Source organism: Gordonia sp. NPDC058843 (genome assembly GCF_042743165.1).
Lineage (GTDB): Bacteria > Actinomycetota > Actinomycetes > Mycobacteriales > Mycobacteriaceae > Gordonia.
This window is the reverse complement of the sequence record NZ_JBHYNC010000003.1, coordinates 1-15,260: the sequence shown is the minus strand read 5'-3', so window position 1 is coordinate 15,260 and position 15,260 is coordinate 1. Positions and strand designations below refer to the sequence as shown.

The 15,260-nt window shown below is 65.0% G+C and carries 11 protein-coding genes; 2 read left to right on the top strand and 9 right to left on the bottom strand.

Annotation, left to right across the window (positions count from 1 at the left end):
* Positions 1-669 precede the first annotated feature (669 nt).
* The 3 genes from ACFW3F_RS03020 to ACFW3F_RS03010 form a co-directional block, all read right to left on the bottom strand.
* On the bottom strand, positions 670-3,168 hold the full coding sequence (locus ACFW3F_RS03020) for a hypothetical protein (RefSeq protein ID WP_388054544.1): 2,499 nt from the start codon (positions 3,166-3,168) through the stop codon (positions 670-672).
* A gap of 41 nt (positions 3,169-3,209) precedes the next feature.
* Positions 3,210-3,518: a hypothetical protein gene (locus tag ACFW3F_RS03015; RefSeq protein WP_388054186.1), complete on the bottom strand. Its 309-nt coding sequence runs from the start codon at positions 3,516-3,518 to the stop codon at positions 3,210-3,212.
* Between the two features lie 100 nt (positions 3,519-3,618).
* Positions 3,619-4,878 (bottom strand): DUF222 domain-containing protein, encoded by a 1,260-nt coding sequence (locus ACFW3F_RS03010; RefSeq protein WP_388054543.1) that lies wholly within the window; start codon positions 4,876-4,878, stop codon positions 3,619-3,621.
* A gap of 190 nt (positions 4,879-5,068) precedes the next feature.
* Here ACFW3F_RS03010 and ACFW3F_RS03005 point away from each other — a divergent pair, with 190 nt between their 5' ends.
* Positions 5,069-5,404 carry an ArsR/SmtB family transcription factor gene (locus ACFW3F_RS03005; RefSeq protein ID WP_388054184.1) on the top strand — a complete coding sequence of 112 codons (336 nt, stop codon included), beginning with the start codon at positions 5,069-5,071 and terminating at the stop codon, positions 5,402-5,404.
* Complete coding sequence (locus ACFW3F_RS03000; protein ID WP_388054182.1) at positions 5,401-5,880, top strand: SRPBCC domain-containing protein; 480 nt, start codon at positions 5,401-5,403, stop codon at positions 5,878-5,880. The genes ACFW3F_RS03005 and ACFW3F_RS03000 overlap by 4 nt, the downstream gene beginning before the upstream one ends.
* Before the next feature lie 845 nt (positions 5,881-6,725).
* Here the strand turns inward: ACFW3F_RS03000 and ACFW3F_RS02995 are convergent.
* From ACFW3F_RS02995 to metK, 6 genes are all read right to left on the bottom strand, one after another.
* Positions 6,726-9,242, bottom strand: coding sequence for a hypothetical protein (locus tag ACFW3F_RS02995; protein ID WP_388054180.1), 2,517 nt, complete (start codon positions 9,240-9,242; stop codon positions 6,726-6,728).
* The gene (locus ACFW3F_RS02990; protein WP_388054178.1) at positions 9,242-9,553 is read right to left on the bottom strand and encodes a hypothetical protein; all 312 of its coding nucleotides are present in this window, start codon (positions 9,551-9,553) and stop codon (positions 9,242-9,244) included. Before ACFW3F_RS02990 ends, ACFW3F_RS02995 begins: the two co-directional genes overlap by 1 nt.
* A 129-nt stretch (positions 9,554-9,682) precedes the next feature.
* Positions 9,683-11,056 (bottom strand): RsmB/NOP family class I SAM-dependent RNA methyltransferase, encoded by a 1,374-nt coding sequence (locus ACFW3F_RS02985; RefSeq protein WP_388054176.1) that lies wholly within the window; start codon positions 11,054-11,056, stop codon positions 9,683-9,685.
* Positions 11,053-12,015, bottom strand: coding sequence for a methionyl-tRNA formyltransferase (gene fmt / locus ACFW3F_RS02980; protein ID WP_388054174.1), 963 nt, complete (start codon positions 12,013-12,015; stop codon positions 11,053-11,055). Before fmt ends, ACFW3F_RS02985 begins: the two co-directional genes overlap by 4 nt.
* The gene (locus tag ACFW3F_RS02975; RefSeq protein ID WP_388054172.1) at positions 12,016-13,980 is read right to left on the bottom strand and encodes a primosomal protein N'; all 1,965 of its coding nucleotides are present in this window, start codon (positions 13,978-13,980) and stop codon (positions 12,016-12,018) included. It abuts the gene before it with no gap.
* 64 nt (positions 13,981-14,044) lie between these two features.
* Positions 14,045-15,253, bottom strand: a complete 1,209-nt coding sequence (gene metK / locus ACFW3F_RS02970) for a methionine adenosyltransferase (protein ID WP_388054541.1) — start codon at positions 15,251-15,253, stop codon at positions 14,045-14,047.
* Positions 15,254-15,260: the final 7 nt, after the last annotated feature.

Below are 15,260 nucleotides of genomic sequence, written 5' to 3'. Positions count from 1 at the left end.
GGAGCGGCTCGGCATTACACCCTTCGGCTTCCTCGGGGAACCCGCCCGCGGAAGCAAGAAACTCAAAGTCGTCAACTTTCCAGTCACCGAACACATCACTGTCCGGCCTTCGTGCTATCCCGCGCTGCCCTGCCGGCGGGGCCTGCCCCAATCTAGAGAATTCGATTATCGAAGCCAGACTGCTTTTTGGATGAGTTCGCCAGCGTTTCGCCCCTGAGCTATCGACAGAGGAGTGATAACCGAACTCGCACAGCACAACACGAGTGCGGTTTCCTCGCTGCAGACGGCTTAGCACACTAAAGGTTGACGTCCCCACCAGTTTCGACGACGCACTCTGACTCGGCAGAGCCCGCACCTTGGCCTCGGTATCTGAGGGCGAAGCGTCCACGAAGCCGGGATACGCCCACGACAACGACTGCCCCTCCTGCGCCAAGTAAAACGACTCCACGTATGCCCGAATGAACGTACCCTCCGCACTCATCGGATCGAAGCGGTCATTCGCTGGCCATCGGAAGGTGACGTCGAAACCGGGCGGTAGGCCCTCATCTCGAGTGGCACTACCAGGGGACGCCTCTCTGTCCTGGTTGTTACTGGCTCCGACGCACGAGGTCAGCGCAAGCACCGTAAGTATCACCAGAAACGCTCTGCCACCACGCAGTTGCAGATTCCTCACCACCCAGCACCCTTCGGTAGCTTGGGATCCTTTAACCTGTTCAGCTGATTCTCGTACTCGTTCAGGAAATCGTTGTCCCGGTCACCGAATATGTCTTGCACCACAGAATTGATCTTCTTTGTGTCGCCACCCTCAGCGAGCCCGTTGCGTCGTAGATTGTCGACAAACTCCGGGTCATCCATTCGATCGCCATAAATGTCGCGCATTTCTACGCTATCTAAAAAGCTGGGGTTACTTCGTATATATCCCTCAAGCAGTCCTTGATAGACCGAATCCAGATTAGTCCCTCTGAAAACGCTTGCGCGAACCTCGTTGAACTGGACATCTGGGCTGATATCGTCTGGATTCGGCGGCATCCCGACCACGCCCAGCTTAAGCGACGGCGAAGCAACATCTACGAACGTTTTGAAGAGCGGATTCAGGTTGGGGGCCGCGAGCCCCAATGACTTCACTGAATCGAATGCAGCACCGTGTAGGGCGTAATCACGTGCGGCCTCATAACGTTTGTCGGCGACGTCCTCGTCGAGCATCTCGTTTAATCCACCGGTCATCGCGCCATGCAACCGCCCCACAACCTCGCCCAACCCGGCACGAGTCGCGTCGGCTCCGAATATCTGTTCTAGTGCACTCGCCTGCAGCATGGCATTCGTGTTGATTATTCGTCCTGCATCCGGGTCTGTATCCAGAATATGGAACAGCGCCTTGAAGTCATATGCGTCATCGAGAGGCACAACGCCCCGAGTCTCGAATATATCGGAATCTGCGCCTCCGAGTTCGGCCAAGTACGGCGCGACGGCCGAAGCCAAGGTTCGCGTGAGTTCAGGGTTCAGCGCGCCAAGAGATTCCGGTGAGCCGTTAACGTCTGCGAAGTCAACCTTGTTGTCCGCTATGAATCGAGCCAAGGCGCTGGCGACCTCGCCCGACCTCACACTGTCGGCCATCTGTTCCGCAGTTGCGTGATCTGGGGTGTTGGCGACGCCGGGCATCCAGTTGAAGAGTTTGTTGATGCCGTCACTCCCATGCCCCGCCTCATCGGTCCAATCGAACGTCAGCAGACGCTTGAGGGCTTCGGCATCCTTGAATGACCGCTCGGTGCCGTCCATATCGAACGTCGTCGGCATCGTGCTGCTGGACGGATTGCCGGTCGCCGACATCACTGCGTCATGTACCGCAATGTGATCACTACCCGCGACGCCGAGCATCTGAACGAGGAGACTTTCGACTTCGCCCTTGCCGACGAGATTGTGATTCAACAGGCCGGGATTGGAGGCATACTCAGTGGCACCTGCACCTGCGATCTCACTGGCTCTCGCGATCAAGGCCCGGTCGACGTCGCTTCCCAACTGCACAGACTCCGAGCCGTACGCACCCCCGGCCGGATCAACTGAGCGGTGTTCAAGGATGTCCATCACCGACGTGAGGTCGTCGAAGGTCTTCAGATCGGTAACCGACCTGTGGCCGCCGGAGTGCGCGCCCGAGTCCGGAACCGTCAACCGGCCCTTACTCGCAGCAGATTCGGTCAGCGCGTCCCGGATCGGCGCCGGAAGTTGACTCATGCCGCCGGTCACGAATGGTGCTTGAGTCCCCAAGATCTCGGCGAACGGGTTCGAATCGGTCTGTGCGGTCCGCAGATGAGGATTGCCGAGCATGAACACCCCATCGGCAAGCCCCTGCTTCAAGCTCTCCTGTTCCGCGCCGGCGTACTTGTCGCCGAAAGACTTCAGTGCGTCGAGCGAGCGGGGCTGCTGCCCCTCGGGTCCGGCGCCCCAGTTCGGCGTGTAGATCGCTTTCAGGTAATCGAACTGTTCTTTGGGAATGACCGCAAGGTCTCCGCGGGCCAGCGCTGCGCGCTGTTCCGGGGTCAGGCTGGTCGCGCTGAAGAACCGATCCTTCTGCTCCCTCGTGGCGGTCCCACTCATGATGGCTTGGACATCGATACTGGCCTGGCCCGGTGAGTAGCTCGACGCCAACGGCGCATTGCCCTCCGCGTCCCCGAAGGCCGTCGCGAGCACTCGCGCCCCGTTGCGATCGTCCTCACCCATCTGGTCTGCGAGTGACTGAAGTGAGAGGGTGGCCGTTTTAGCTTCTTCAGAACGCGACGCCTGGTCGGCGAGAATCGCACCTTCGGTCGCGCTCCCCGCCTCCACGCCCTTGAGCTCGGCCGCATAGTCCCGGGTGTCTCGTACAGTCCAGTCGTCGGCAACGCTGAACTTGTCCCGTTCCAGTCCGAGCGCGCGAAGCAGCGCCGTGGTGCGATTCGGGCCGATCGCTGACGAGGTGTTTCGTAGGACGTTGGCAGCGTGGGTGAGGTCGGCGCCGAGCTTGTTGATCTCGACCCGATCCGAGCCGGCGCGGGCTTCACATCCGAGCTGTGAGGCGCCGACCCATCCCTTCGAGTCACCGGCCCTCATCGGCGCGTCCGCCATCGCCTGCGTCTGTTTCCGAAGACCATCCGCCCCGGCGTCGAGCGCGTTCGCCGCAGCATCCAGGGACATCACGTCCCACCCATTGACAATGGACCTCGATGGACGTGACATCAGAATTCGCTGATCGCACGGAAGCCGCTGGCCAGTGCCTCCTCGGTGTCAGCGACCTCGCCGACCGCCTGGTAGCAGGTCTGCGACACCTGGTCCATCCTCGCCGCCGCGCGACCCAACAACGAACGAACAGTGTCGTCCTTACCTGAGCACGCCGCACCGATGGCCGAGGCCGGCATCGCACCCGAAGCGTCGCCGAAGGCGGACTTCCCGGTCCACAGGGCTCGCGTCTCCGACGAGCATCGAGCCAGCGCATCGCCGACGCCGGTGATGACACCCAGTTCCTCGACACCAAACCGTTCAGCCATACAAACCCCCCCGAGTCTGCATCAGTCCACGACGTGGCACACACCGCCACCACGAACAACCTAGTACGACATCACGCTGCCGTCCGTCCGCCATCCACAATCAGGAGGCAGCGAGTATCTGGATCAGGCGCGTTTCGACGCCGCTCCATGTTGCCGGCTGATGCCCGATCGCGGGCGGGGCAACGCTCCGATGTCGGGCCTTGGTCGGGGTGATCACGTCGATCACGCGTACCCCGCCCACCATCTTCACGTTGTAGAACCAGCCGGGCGCTTCCTTGGCGCGGTTGTGGAGCATGCAGGTCCCGTCTGCGTTGACCGCGCTGGTCGGCCCCCTGCGTCGGTGCGGTGCCGCGTGGTCGATCTCCGCGACCGGCGCACCGCAATAGGGGGTCCGGCACCGCTGGTCTCGTAGACGTATGTAGCGGGCAAGTGCGGGCGGGAAAGCCCGCGATCGAGATTCCATCGCGACCAGGGCCCCGTCGGATGGTCGTGCGTACAGGCGGCGCAGTGTCGACGCGGTCTCACCCTCGGGGTCTACCGAATCGGCTATCAGGAGTCTCGCGACGGTCGCCGGGACCGGACCGTACCCCGACACGTCCGCGGCCGTATCCGCCAGGCCCAACAAGCTCTGTTCGGACAGAACGACATTCACCGCGATCGGCGTCGGCTCCGCAACCGAGCGGCCGGTGACACGCTCAACGAGGGTGTCGGCCATGACTTCCTGATGAGAGCGGCCATCGGACGCGGACACCGAGTCGGCGTGCTTCTTGAGCGCGGCGTACACCGCGATCCCGTCCGCCATCGGCAGCAGCGCCGACAGTTGCGTCATCAGATCCGGCGCGGGCCGAACGGTGACGCGACGATCCTTCTCGGCCTTCGCCTTCCGAGCCACCACCGCTTCTGGTTCCAACTCGTAAGCGTGTCGTTTGGCGAGCGCCTCGATCTCGCGATCGGACATACCCATCAGCACCGCGGGATCACCACAGATGCGGCGGTCGGTCTCCTCGCGCGATTCACGTATCAGATAGGCGGTCTCGCGCACCAGGATCGTTGCCCGCCACTCGGTGAGGACTCCCGCGGTGAGTGCCGCCAGAGTGTGCGGCATCTCGTACGCCAGGGCGCGGGCGAACCCGAGGCACTGACTTCCCTTGCGAGGCGACACCTTACGCGCCAGACCCACTTCGGCGGCCAGACCGCGCCCGCGCCGCTGGTGTGGGACGTTCCGCGCGGCTTCGTCGGCCGCGCGCAGGTCATCGAGATTCGCGGTCTCCCGCACCTGAGACGCGGTGCACGCCGACTTGATCTCTTCGAGAAGAGTGAGGCGACCCACCGATTCCGCCTCGTCGACACCTACCGGCATCGCCGACAAACCATCCGCGATAGACCGCAGATGGTCGGTACCCAAGAGAATCTTTGTGTTCGGCGATGCCTCGTACATGCATTCGATAGTACCGAAGTATCCGCGGTCCAGGAAGCATTTTCCACAGGATCTGGGTAGCCATTTCACTTAGCCATTGAGTTCAGCGTAAGAACCTGTCACACTTAGCCACATGGCACATAGTTCGACTCCACTCGACGAGATCTTCGGCGCGCTCTCCGATCCCACGCGTCGCGCCGTCGTCGAACGCCTGGGGCGTGGGCCGGCCAGTGTCGGCGAGCTCGCCGACCCCTTCCCCATCACCCTGCCGTCGTTCATGAAGCATCTCCGCGTGCTGGAGGACAGCGGGCTCGTCTTGACCAAAAAAGTCGGACGTACGCGAATGTGCACCCTTGACAGGCGGCGTATGCGCCGTCTGTCGACGTGGCTCGAACACCAACGCACCGTGTGGACCGAACGCACCGACCGTCTCGAAGACTTCGTCACGGACACCGAGGAGACACCATGATCGACCCCGAACTCGACCTGACCCTGCACCGGGTGATCCGCGCTCCGCGAGAACGCATCTGGGATGCCTGGACGCGGCCGGAGCAATTCGCACAATGGTGGACGCCGGCGCCGACCGTCACCCGCGTCGACCGCCTCGAAGCCACACCGGGTGGCGCGCTAGTGACCCGGATGAGCGAGGACGGAACCACTTTCGTCCCGCACATGGACGCCGTCTTCCTGGTCGCGGACGCCTACGAGCGCTTCGTGTTCACCAATGCCGTCGACAGCTCGTGGCGTCCCGCCGAACCGTCGCCGGTTCCCATGACCGCCGAGGTCACATTCGCCGAGCACGCGGACGGAACCGAGTACCGCGTCGTGGTGCGCCATCGGAGTCCGTCCGACCGTGACCGCCATGACGAACTGGGGTTCTACGACGGCTGGGGTTCGGTCACCGCCGCACTCGCCGACCTGGTGGAACGCGAAGCCCCACAATGAAGGTCGCCGTCTCGGACCTCGTCGTGATCGACGACGCCACGGTCGTCAGCTTTATACCGACGGATGGACCTGCCAACCGGGCGACGGCTTCATCGCCGGCCATGGTCGCGGCGCGAAATCGTTAGGCTGTCGCGGAATTTCGGAGTTCGTCCCGGTTCGACCGCACTCCGCCGTCTCCTTGGCGTAGCGCGTGCCACCGACGGATTGGCGAACGTAATCGACAACGCGCCACGCGCCGAACACATCTCGGTTGGCACCTCTGGCTGTCCCACCCCGGTCGGCCGCCGGAAGAGCGCCAGGCGTGCGTTCGAACCGGATGACAGCGGGGAAGGTCCACTCCGGGTAACTCGTGTTCAACCATTCGCGGGCAGGATCCTCGGGATTCCTGCGCACGGATTGAACATCGCTTCGGCACAGGACCATGGTCGTGAACAACCCGTCGTCCTCGCGTCTGAGAGGACGGAAGAAATAGGTGCCGGCCAGGTCCGTCGAGTAGCTCGGAGACACGAGCCGACCAGCGACAAGGGAGTCAATGTCCGCCGGTGCAGCCTCCCTGAACCCCGGGTAGCCCCACTCCGGAGACCGACCGGCGAACGCCAACTCGAACGACTCCACAAAAGCCCGCACGAAGGTGCCCGTCGGATCGTGCAGGTCGACGACATCGGTCGGCGCCCAGCGGAAGGTGACGTCGTACCTCGGCGGCAGATGGTCCGCGGAAGGTGCCGCAGACGTCGACTCCGGCCGCGGCGTGTCGGTCGGGCCACACCCGGAAGACGTGGCGAGGACTGTCAGAACCAGGAACAACCCGACGACGGTTCTGGCCACGCGTGGTGGAACGACTACAGTCACCAGCCCTCCCGATGCTCGGTCGCGGTCCTGGCTCGGTCGAATTGCGGGTCGTACAGGGTGCTGTAGTTGTCGATCTCGACGCCCGGGAGGTTCAACATGAATTCTGGGACCTTACCGATGTCCACCGAGTTCGGCGGCAACGTATCGCCGGTGCGTAGCCCTTCAAAGAACTCCTCCCCTCGGCCGGGAAACATAAGTCGAAAATTCGGGTCGTCAACGAGATCGGGATGCGCCCGAAGATGGCCCTCCAGCATCTGGACGTATTGAGCCTCCGTCGACATGGTCTTGAAGACTTGGTTGTCGAGAGCTGACAGCTCCGCGTTGCCACTGCCCTGCCCAGGCGGGAGCCCTACAAACTCTAGCTTTGTCTCTGGCGCGGACACGTCGAGAATGGCTTTCACGACTGGGCCGAGGCCTGGCACTGCAGAAACCAGGGCCTTCCCACTGTCGAACATCGCCCCATGTTTGGTGTACGCCTCGACTGCGTGGGCTCGATTGTCCGCTGTGTCATTGTCGATCTGTTCCTGCATTCCCCCCGTCATCGCTCCTTCGATTCGACCCGCGAGAGTACCGAGCGAGGCTCGGCTCGGGTCCGCACCGAAGAGTTCTTGAATATGGTCAACCTGGATTGCTGCCATCGAGTTGAAGATCCGCCCTGACACCGGGTCAGAATCGAGAACCTGGAACACCGACTTCAACTCGTAGGCGGAATCCAGAGATGACGTGCCCAGTGTCCCGAAGATCTCAGGATCCGCACCGGCTAGTTCCGGAGTGTATGGAGCGAGAGCTTTGGCAAGGGTTTGCGTGAGTTCGGGATTGAGTTCGCCGATTGCCTGCTTATCGTCACCGATGTCAACGAGTTCAGTCCTGTTCTCTGCGAATATTCGTGCCAGCTCGCTCGCAATATGACCAGCTCGCTCACTTTCGGCGATTGCCTCTGGACTCCCATCGTGCGGAATCGCGGCATCTGGCATCCAGTTGAACAGTTTGTTCACTCCGTTGCTGCCGACTCCCACTCCGTTTGTGTCGACTTGGTCCGACCAATCGAAGGTGAGCAGATTTCGCATCGCATCAGATGCGTTGTACGAACTTGCTTTCCCGTTCAGGTCGAAGACCTCGGGCATGAAACCCAGCGGAGCCGCACTACCGTGCCGGCCCATGAGCGCGTCGTGGACAGCGATGTGATCGCTGCCCGCGTTGTCAACCATTCTTCGTAGAAGCTTCTCGACATCGCCGTGCGCGATCTCATCGTCGCCGATGCTGTAGGCATCCTTCCCATTTCCTCCCCCCGCGATTTCGCTGGCACGCGCAATCAGGGCGCGGTCGATGTCACTGCCGAGTTGGTTGCTCTGTCCCGGCTCGGTCGACCGGTGGTCGAGGATGTCCATCAACTTCTGAAATCCGTGGTACTTCTCGATGTCGGCGTAATGACCGGTCAAAGTCATCGATCTCGACACATCCCGCTCGGACACCGCCGACTTTGTCAACAGGTCCTTGACCGATGCGGGCAGCTCATTCACGCCCCCGGTCACAAACCTCTGCGGCGATGTGATGCCCAGGGTCTGCAATGGTCCAGCGAGGAATCCCGGCTCGAGTCGCTGTTCAGTCCGCACCCGGGGATTGCCGAGAAGGTAAAGGCCGTCTGCGAATTGCCGTTTCAGCACGTCCGACTCCGCGCTCCCGAAGCGATCTCCGAAGGTTGCCTGCGCGTCCAGACCGCGCGGCAGCCCCGCGACACCGCCCTCCGACGCCTCATAAAACGCCTTGAGGTAATCGAGTTGCTCTTTGGCGATCACTGCATAGTCTCCGCGGGCCAACGCGCCGCGCTGCTCGGGCGTCAGCTGTGTCGCGCGAGTGAAACGCTCGCGCTGTTCGTCAGTAGCCGTGCCTTGCATGATGGCGAGCCAGTCCGCCTTGGCGGTTTGTGGTGAATAGGCCGAAGTCACGGGCGCGTGTGCGTCGGCGCCGGCAAACGCCGCGGCGAGCGCGCGAGCACCGTTGCGGTCGTCCTCCCCCATCTGATCAGCGAGACCTTGCAGGGACAGCTTTGCATTCGTGGCCTCAGTCGCGCGGTCGGCTTGCTGGGACAGAATGCTACTTTCAGCGGCGCTCCCAGCTTCCACACCGTTGAGTTCGCTCGAATAGTCACGGGTGTCGGTGACCGACCAATCGTCGTGCACCTCGAAACGATCCATCTCCAGTGCCAACGACCGGGTCAGCGCGACGTTGCGGTTGGCGCTGATTGCCGTCGAAGTGTTCCGTAGGACATTCGCCGCTGCAGAGAGTTCGGTACCGATCTTGTTGATCTCCGTGCGGTCCGACTGCGTTCGACTTTCGCACCCTAGTTGAGATGCACCCACCCATGCCTGCGAGTCACCTGCGATCATTGGTGCGTCGACCATTTTCTGCGTCTGTCTCAATAACAGCGTGACGGCGGTATCGAGTTTGTTGGCCGCGTCGTCGAGAGACAGAACGTCCCATCCGTTGACGGTCGACCGGGAAGGCCGATTCATCAGAACTCTGAGATCGCGTTGAAACCGCTGGCAAGCTCGTCCTCGGTGTCGATCACTTGCTGTCCGGCCTCAAAGCAAGTTTGCGCCACTTGGTCGAGCCTGGCCGCTGCCCTGTCGAAAATTGCGCGCACGAGGGCATCCTTGTCCGCGCAGGCCTCCCCGATCGCCGAGTTTGGCATTCCTGCGGTCGCGAGAACGAACGCGCCCTCAGTCGTCCAGAGATTTCCGATCTCGGAACCACATTGCGCGAGCGTGGCTCCGACCTCGTAGATCGTGCCCACCTCGTCCACAGCAAACCGTTCGCCCACCATTTCCCCCGTCCGTGCACACGCAGGCTCTTCGCCGGTTGCGAAAACGCGATCGCAGACTACCCCAGGACAACTCCGAAGTCTGTGCCTTGTGCACACGTTGACGGACTGGACCGGGCTCGGTCGTTGTCGTCAGTCCCGCGTCAACGCCGCCAGGAACATCGCGTCGGTGCCGTGGACGTGTGGCCAGAGCTGCACGTGGGGGCCATCTCCCAGCAGATCCGGACCGAGCTTGCCCACCGTCACGAGCGGCCTGGCATCGAGTTGGCGCACACCGTCGACCGATCCCACCACGTCGGCCACCACCGCGGTCGTCTCGGCCGGGTGCGGCGAGCACGTCGAATAGACCACGACACCACCGGGTTTCACCAACCGCAGGGCCTCGGTGAGCAGCTGCTTCTGCAGGATGACGAGTTCGTCGACGTCGGCAGCGGTCCGCCGCCAGCGGGACTCGGGTCGGCGGCGCAGCGAGCCAAGGCCCGAGCATGGGGCGTCCAGCAGAATGCGGTCGTAACCGACGTCGAGGCCACTCGACCGGGCGTCGGCGACATGGATGGTCACCGGTAGGTCGGAGACGACCTTGCGGATCAGCCCGGCACGGTGCTCGGACACCTCGACCGCATCGAGGCGGGCGCCGTCGATCTCGGCGAGAGAACCGATGAGCGCGGCCTTCCCGCCGGGGCCGGCACACATGTCGAGCCATCGGCCGCCGTCGTCGGCGACCTCCGCCACCGTCACGGCACGAGCGACCAGCTGGCTGCCCTCGTCCTGGACTCCCGCGTATCCCTCGCGGATCGCCGCGACGTCGCCGGGATCGCCACCCGGCAGGTACACGCAGTACGGGGAGAAGTCGCCGACCTCCCCCTCGCTGGTGAGGGCGAGCTCCTCGGCTGTGATGAACCCGGGACGGGCGACGAGATGGACGGGTGGTCGCTCGTCGTCGGCGGCCAGCGCGGCCTGAAGTTGTCCCGCCGAGCCCCCGAGAGCATCTCGGAACACCTCCGCGATCCATCGCGGGTGCGCGTACTGGAAGGCGAGGTAACCGACGAGATCGTCGGCGGGCGACGGGGCGAGCTCCGTCACCCACATGTCCTCGTCCTTCTGCGACACCTTCCGCAGCACCGCATTCGCGAACCCGGAAGGGCCCATACCGTTCTCGGCGCGCACCAGATCCACCGACGTGGACACCGCCGCGTGGGCACCGACCCTGGTCCGCAGCAGCTGATAGGTCCCGAGCCGCAGGACGTCGAGGACTGTGCCGTCGATGTCGGTGACGGGACGTTTGGCGGCGGCGGCGATCACCGCATCGAGCAGACCCTGGGCCCGTGCGGCCCCGTACGCCAGCTCGGTGGCGAAGGCGGCATCGCGTCCTTCGATCCTCCGGTCCCGCAGCATCTTCGGGAGGACGAGATTGGCGTAGGCGTCGCGCTCGCGCACGGCGCGCAGGGTGTCACGGGCAGCCACGCGCGCGGGATCGAGATCCTTCTGCCGGAACTTGCCGCTCATCCCAGGACCGTCCCGTCGGTGAGGCGTGCACCACGAGCCCAGTCGGCGGCGGGCATCGGCTTCTTTCCCGGCGGTTGCACGACGCCGAGTGTCACCGGCTGCGTACCGGTGCCGACGAACACCGCCTTCTTGGTCACCGCCAGTACGCCGGGCGCGAGCGCACCGTCCCGAACCGACTGCGGCAGAACGGGATCATCCGTCGACCCGACGATCGTCACCGGCCCGACCTTGATCCGAGCCCCGTCGAGACCCGTCCACGGTCCGGGTGCGGGGGTATACGCGCGGATCAGTCGATCGATGATGTGCGCCGGCAACTCCCAGCGGATTCGCGCGTCGTCGACCTCGACCTTGGGCGCGTGGCTCACCCCTGTCGTCGGCTGCGGTTCCGGGGCGAGTTCACCCGCCTCGAGACCGTCGAGGGTGGAGAGCAACAGCCCCGACCCGGCATCGGCCAGTCGCGCCAGGAGGTCACCGCTGGTGTCGGTGGGCCGAATCGTCTCGGTGAGCACACCGAAGACCGGACCTGTGTCGAGCCCCTTCTCCAGCCGGAACGTGCTTGCTCCCGTCACCTCGTCGCCGGCCGCGATCGCAGCCTGGACGGGAGCCGCACCCCGCCAGGCCGGCAGCACCGAGAAGTGCAGATTGATCCAGCCGTGGAGAGGCAGGTCGAGCAGCCCTGGTGGCACGAGCCCGCCGTAGGCCACGACGGCGCCGCAGTCGGGCGCCCAGCGCCGGAGAACCTCGTCCACCTCCGGCTCCGACAGCCGACGCGGGGCGATGACTTCGAGGGAGTGCTCGTCTGCGAGCCGGCCGACGGGAGATCGCGTCACCTTGCGGCCGCGGCCGGACACCGCGTCGGGACGGGTGATGACCCCGACCACCTCATGCGACGGCGAGTCGATGAGAGCTTGCAGCGACGGCACGGCGACCTCGGGGGTCCCGGCGAAAACAATGCGCATTCATCCGATCGTAGGCGGGTCGATCTGCACCCGGATCGGCCCGGTCTGCCGATGTGTGTTGCGGCGTGCCTGACCCGCGACGAGCGCCTCCGCGAGGAGCCGTCCGTCCTTGCGTGGCAATCGCACCAGGATTCGATCCATCTCGTCGTCGGCTGCGGCCTCCCACTCCGCGCTACCGGCGGGTGGGCGCACTCCCGGAGGCAGCGGCACGGGCCCGAGAACATCCGCCTCGGTGGGCAATTCGAGATGTTCGACGAAGTCGGTGATCACCCCGGTCGGTCCGTCGACCGATGCCATCGTCACTGCCGGCGGGAAGCCGAGTTCCACTCGTTGTCGCAACTGGATCGAGGCGAAACCGACCGGGTCCCAACGGATCAGCGCCTGTACGGGCGCCAGCGCCGAATCGGCGACGATCACCACACGGCCACCTTCACCGTGCGAGGTGACCATCGCCGCCAGCGCCATCCAGCGCCGGACCGCGTGCTCCTCCGCACGCAGATCCGCGCGGTCGAGCTGTGCCCAGGTGTCGATGACGACCGCGGCGCCGTACCCGCCTGGTGCCACCGGTTCGGCGCCGGGCGTCGCGACAACGAGCCGCGCACCGGGTTCGATCTCGTCGATGATGGTGTCGCCGCCGCTGGTCAGCACCGGCACGCCGGCAAAAGCGCGTCCCAGCTCCTCGGCGGTCCGGCGGGCACCGGTCACCGTCGCCCGCACCGTCGTGTTGCCGCACTCCGGACAGCGGAAGGACCGTTCCGGCCGGCCGCACCACCGGCAGCTCAGCCGCTGGTCGGCATCGAGTTGCAAGGGCCCGTGACAGGCACGGCAGCGCGCATGTTCTCGGCAACGGGTGCATGCCAGCGACGGCACATAGCCCCGGCGCGGGACGCTGAACACCACCGGCCGATCGGCGGCGAAGGCCGATCGCGCCGCGTCGAACGCGACTTCGGGGATGCGAGCGGACCTCGCCATGGGGTCACGAGCGATCTGCCGGTCGTCGTCGGAGATGGCCTGGACGCGTGGGCTGCGCGTGCGGACCGTCGCTCGATCCGCGACGAGATCGTGTGCCCAGCCCGACGCCACCAGAGCCTGGGCCTCGGCGGTCCGGGCGAATCCGCCGAGCAGGAGACCGCACCGCTCGTGGTGTGAGCGCAGCACCGCCACCTCACGGGGATGCGGGTACGGCGCGCGCGGGTCGGCCATGCTGTCGTCGCCGTCGTCCCACACGACGACGAGGCCGAGGTCGGCGACCGGCGCGAACACCGCGCTTCGGGTGCCGATCACCAGTTGCGCGGCGCCGCGGCGCACGGCCAGCCATCGGCGGTAGCGCGCGGTGGGTCCGAGTCCGGCGGACAATGCGACACCGCGGTCGCCGATCAGCGGCTCACACTCGGCCCACACGCGATCGAGATCTCGCTGATCAGGCACGACGAGGATGCACCCGCGTCCCGCCGCGAGCGTCGCCGCGGCGAGCTCGGCGAGACGGCGTGGCCAGTCCTCCCCCGGGAGGGCCTGCCACACGGCGCGGGGATGACCGTCGCGGAGGTTCTCGACGTAGGAGTCGGCAAGCGGGTACCGATGCCAGTGGGTGAGTTCGGGCGTCTCGACGACGGCGGCCGGGTCGGGCGTCGTCTCCTTCTCGGTGCGCGCGTGCCGAGGCGGTATCGCCAGACGCACGACGTCGCCCATGGTGCCCGCGTATCGGTCGGCGACCGCCCGGCACAGCGCTGCCAATTGCGGGGTCAGGACCGGTTCCGCGGACACGACACGGTCGAGCCACCCCAGCTTGCCGGGATGGTCGCTTTTCTCGATTCGCTCGAGCAGATACCCGTCGACGAGTCGTCCGGAGAAGCGCACGCGGACGCGCACGCCCGGCTGCGCGATCTCGTCCTGGTCGACGTCGATCAGGTAATCGAAGGGCCGGTCGAGATGCGCGAGCCCCAGAAGAGGCAGAACACGGGCCACCGGCAGCTCAGCGGCCGGGACCCGTGCTCCCTTGGGTGTCAGTGAAAGTGCTTCCGGAGGGGGTCTACAGACCCGCGGCGGCCCGCAGCTTCTCCGCGCGGTCGGTCCGCTCCCACGGCAGATCGACGTCGGTGCGACCGAAGTGCCCGTACGCGGCGGTGGGTGCGTAGATCGGGCGCAACAGGTCCAGGTCGCGGATGATCGCGAGCGGACGCAGGTCGAAGTTCTCCGCGATGACGCGCTCGATGACAGCCGGATCGACCTTCTCGGTGCCGAACGTCTCGACGAACAGACCGACCGGTGCGGCCTTGCCGATCGCGTAGGCGACCTGGACCTCGATGCGGTTGGCCAGGCCCGCGGCCACGGCGTTCTTCGCGACCCAGCGCATGGCGTACGCCGCGCTGCGGTCCACCTTCGACGGATCCTTGCCGGAGAACGCGCCGCCTCCGTGGCGGGCCATGCCCCCGTAGGTGTCGACGATGATCTTGCGGCCGGTCAGGCCGGCGTCGCCCATCGGACCGCCGAGGACGAACTTGCCCGTCGGGTTGACGAGCAGGCGGTAGTCGGTCGTGTCCAGGGTCGGCAGGTCGATCTCGGCGAGCACCGCATCGACGACCTGCTTCTTGATGTCCGGGGCGAGGAGGTTGTCCAGATCGATGTCGGCAGCATGCTGCGTCGACAGGACCACGGTGTCGAGCCGGACCGGGGTGTCACCGTCGTATTCGATCGTGACCTGTGTCTTGCCGTCGGGACGCAGGTACGGCAGCGTGCCGTTCTTGCGCACCTCGGTCAGACGGCGCGACAGGCGGTGGGCCAGCGCGATGGGGACCGGCATCAGTTCAGGGGTCTCGTTGGTGGCATAGCCGAACATGAGGCCCTGGTCGCCGGCACCCTGGCTGTCGATCTCGTCCTCGGAGATACCGCTGCGGCTCTCGTGCGAGTTGAAGACTCCGCCCGCGATGTCCGGTGACTGTGCGCCGATGGCGACGTTCACGCCGCACGACGCGCCGTCGAAGCCCTTGGTCGACGAGTCGTAACCGATCTCCAGGACCTTGTCGCGCACGATCTTGGGGATGTCGGCGTAAGCGGTGGTGGTGACCTCGCCCGCGACGTGCACCTGTCCCGTGGTCACGAGGGTCTCGACCGCGACACGCGCCTTCGGATCGTCGGTGAGGATGGCATCGAGAATCGAGTCGCTGATCGCGTCACAGATCTTGTCGGGGTGTCCCTCGGTGACGGATTCGCTCGTGAACAGGCGTGACGAGGTGGTCATCAGATCC

What these genes read in the sequence shown, in the direction of transcription:
- ACFW3F_RS03020 (WP_388054544.1), bottom strand. Translation starts at nt 3,168, where the DNA reads ATGTCCCTGGATGCTGCGGCGAACGCGCTCGACGCCGGGGCGGATGGT.
- ACFW3F_RS03015 (WP_388054186.1), bottom strand. Translation starts at nt 3,518, where the DNA reads ATGGCTGAACGGTTTGGTGTCGAGGAACTGGGTGTCATCACCGGCGTC.
- ACFW3F_RS03010 (WP_388054543.1), bottom strand. Translation starts at nt 4,878, where the DNA reads ATGCCGGTAGGTGTCGACGAGGCGGAATCGGTGGGTCGCCTCACTCTT.
- ACFW3F_RS03005 (WP_388054184.1), top strand. Translation starts at nt 5,069, where the DNA reads ATGGCACATAGTTCGACTCCACTCGACGAGATCTTCGGCGCGCTCTCC.
- ACFW3F_RS03000 (WP_388054182.1), top strand. Translation starts at nt 5,401, where the DNA reads ATGATCGACCCCGAACTCGACCTGACCCTGCACCGGGTGATCCGCGCT.
- ACFW3F_RS02995 (WP_388054180.1), bottom strand. Translation starts at nt 9,242, where the DNA reads ATGAATCGGCCTTCCCGGTCGACCGTCAACGGATGGGACGTTCTGTCT.
- ACFW3F_RS02990 (WP_388054178.1), bottom strand. Translation starts at nt 9,553, where the DNA reads ATGGTGGGCGAACGGTTTGCTGTGGACGAGGTGGGCACGATCTACGAG.
- ACFW3F_RS02985 (WP_388054176.1), bottom strand. Translation starts at nt 11,056, where the DNA reads ATGAGCGGCAAGTTCCGGCAGAAGGATCTCGATCCCGCGCGCGTGGCT.
- fmt (WP_388054174.1), bottom strand. Translation starts at nt 12,015, where the DNA reads ATGCGCATTGTTTTCGCCGGGACCCCCGAGGTCGCCGTGCCGTCGCTG.
- metK (WP_388054541.1), bottom strand. Translation starts at nt 15,253, where the DNA reads ATGACCACCTCGTCACGCCTGTTCACGAGCGAATCCGTCACCGAGGGA.